Consider the following 2,596-nt stretch of genomic DNA (forward strand, 5'->3'; position numbering starts at 1 on the left):
CCGGCAGGGCCACCGCCGCGAGGATACCGATGATCGCGACCACGATCATCAGTTCGATCAGGGTGAAGCCCTGCTGCATCTGACGCTTCATTTGAATACCTCCGTTTGGAATTGAGAGACGCGTCAGACTCTCAGCAATCCATGTGCCCGGGCTGGAATGTGAAGTTTTCGGCAGGTGCGGCAGACTTGGATCGGCACAAGCGACGAGACGCGTCACTTTCGATGACAAGAATTGTCAACCGTTAGCGAATGCGCACCGAGCGCGTCTGCTCCCGGTCTGTCCCATCCACAGCCCTTCGACACTCGCGCCGCTCACAACTCAAACTCCTGCCCCGCCCGCAACCACCGGATGTCATGCGCCACCTCCGGCCCGAACGGCCGGGTCTGGTCGAACTTGCGGATCTCGTTCATGATCAGCTCGGTTTCGGCCGGCTTGGTGTGCGTGATGAAGATGGGGAAGCGCTTGTGCTTGGCGATGCAGTCCAGCTCCTCGGCCAGGGCGCAGGGTGACAGGTGCAGGCTGCGACGCGCCAGGTCCTGCTCGCGGTCGCTGAAGGCCGTCTCGATCACCAGGGCCGCCACCTCCAGCTGGTTCAGGCGGTTCCAGAAGGCGGGGTTGCGCTCCGTGTCACCGGTGAAAACCCAGCTGCCCTTGCTGTCTGCGGTGGCCAGCGCGAAGCCGCAGGCCGGCACGGTGTGCACGGCGGGCAGCACCTCGATGGCCTTGCCCCCGAGCTTGAGGGTCTGGCCGACCTGGATTTCGTGGAAGCGGATGAAGGGCGCTTGCGATGAAGGGATGCGGCTGAAGTCCGGCCAGATCACGTTGTTGAAGACGTGGGCCTTGAGGGCGGCGATGGTGCCGGGCAGCGCCCAGACGTTGATCGGCTCCCGCAGCCGCGAGGCCACCGAGTCCACCATCAGCGGCAGTGCGGCGATGTGATCGAGGTGGGAGTGCGAGACCAGCACGTGGCGGATGCCCAGCATCTCCTCGAGCGTCAGGTCGCCCACGCCCGTGCCTGCATCGACCAGCACATCGCTGTCGACGAGGAAGGAGGTGGTACGGCTGTCCTTCGCGATGGCGCCTGAACAGCCCAGGACCCGCACCCGCATTCAGCGCCCCCGGATTATTTGGTCTCGAAAGTGGTCGCGCCGTCCCACGACGGGTCGAAGGGCAGCTGCCTCATGGAGGCTACACGCCCGGAATACAGATGGTAAAGGTATTTTTTGGCGTGGTTTCGGCGCAGATTGTGCAGCTGGAGCTCGCACCGGTCCCATTCCTGCGCCCGGTAGGCGAGCAGGAAATCGTCCCACATTTCGAGCTCCTGCACGATCGCCGGTTCCAGGTTGGCGGCCCGGCCGACGGGCGTGAAGATGCCCACCGCCTGCTCCTTGCCCTTCACCCGCACGCGGTCCAGCTCCTGCCAGGCGAACTCACCAGCCTGGGCGCGCACGGTCTCGCTCGCCACGATGGAGACTCCGTACACCTTCGACAGGCCCTCCAGTCGCGACCCGAGGTTGACCGCGTCGCCGATCACCGTGTAGCTGCGCCGCAGGTCGGAGCCCATGTCGCCCACGCACATGGTGCCGGTGTTGATGCCGATGCCGACGCCGACCTCGGGCATGCCCTTCGCGCGGTGGGCCGCGTTGATCTGCACGAGGGCCTGCTCCATCTGCAGCGCCGATTCCACGGCCAGTTCGGCGTGCCGGGGCGTGTCCACCGGCGCGCCCCAGAAGGCCATGACGCAGTCGCCCATGTACTTGTCGATGGTGCCGCGGTGGGCGCGGATGATGTCGGTGAGGCGGCTGAACACGTCGTTGACGAGCGCCTGCAGCTGCGTCGGCTCCATCCCCTCGGCGATCCGCGTGAAGCCCCGCATGTCGCAGAACATGACGGTCAGCTCCTTGCTGGTGGCCTTCATGCTGTAGCTGCGCGGGTGCTTCACCATCTCGTCCACCAGCTCCGGCGGGACGTAGGTGCCGAACAGGTCGGCAATCTGGCGCTTGCTGCGGCTCTCGACGAAGTAGCCGTAGCTCATGTTCAGGGCGAAGGCCGTGCCGGCCATGGCCAGCGCCGAGGCGAGCGGCAGCACCAGGCCGTGCACGGCGAACAGCCAGTAGTTGAAACCCAGTACCGCTCCCACGAGGGCGAAGCTCGCCGCCATCGCGACCGGCGCCGAGAGCATGGAGAGCATCAGCGCCAGCAGCAGCCCCGCCACCAGCAGCACCACGATTTCGTAGCCGGCGGCGTAATCGGGCTTCACGTGCAGCCGGTTGTCCAGGAGGCCGGTGATCACGTTGGCGTGCGTCTCGACGCCGGGATAGATCTCGCCCACGGGCGTCACCCGCAGGTCCAGCAGGCCCGGGGCGGTGGCCCCCACCAGCACGATCTTGTCCTTCAGGTCGCCGGCCGGCAGCCGGTGCAGCAGCACGTCCGAGGCGGAAACATAGCGGAACGAGCCGCCGCCCGGCCCCCCGTGGCCGCGAAAGGGCACCAGCATGCCGGCCTGCTGGTCCACCGGGATCTCGCGCACGGTGCGCGCGCCCTGCTTCAGCCGCAGGCTGGCGAGGTGAGGATAGTCCTTGCCGGCCAGGCGCT

Annotated in this window: 3 protein-coding genes; all 3 read right to left on the reverse strand. The window is 66.5% G+C overall.

The genetic code is table 11. The annotated features are described in order from the left end of the window. Positions 1 to 91: pilin (locus VFM98_RS21260; RefSeq protein ID WP_325111888.1), on the reverse strand; the 91-nt coding region annotated here is incomplete at its 3' end. A gap of 221 nt (positions 92 to 312) precedes the next feature. Beyond that, complete coding sequence (locus VFM98_RS21265; RefSeq protein ID WP_325111886.1) at positions 313 to 1,110, reverse strand: 3',5'-cyclic-nucleotide phosphodiesterase; 798 nt, start codon at positions 1,108 to 1,110, stop codon at positions 313 to 315. 14 nt (positions 1,111 to 1,124) lie between these two features. Beyond that, positions 1,125 to 2,596, reverse strand: a 1,472-nt coding sequence (locus VFM98_RS21270; RefSeq protein ID WP_325111887.1) for an adenylate/guanylate cyclase domain-containing protein, incomplete at its 5' end; no start/stop codon positions are given.

The sequence above is a fragment of the Ramlibacter sp. genome (genome assembly GCF_035706265.1).
Taxonomy (GTDB): domain Bacteria; phylum Pseudomonadota; class Gammaproteobacteria; order Burkholderiales; family Burkholderiaceae_C; genus Ramlibacter.

Excerpts from the sequence above, each read along its gene's own strand:
- VFM98_RS21265 (WP_325111886.1), bottom strand. The coding sequence starts at position 1,110 with ATGCGGGTGCGGGTCCTGGGCTGTTCAGGCGCCATCGCGAAGGACAGC.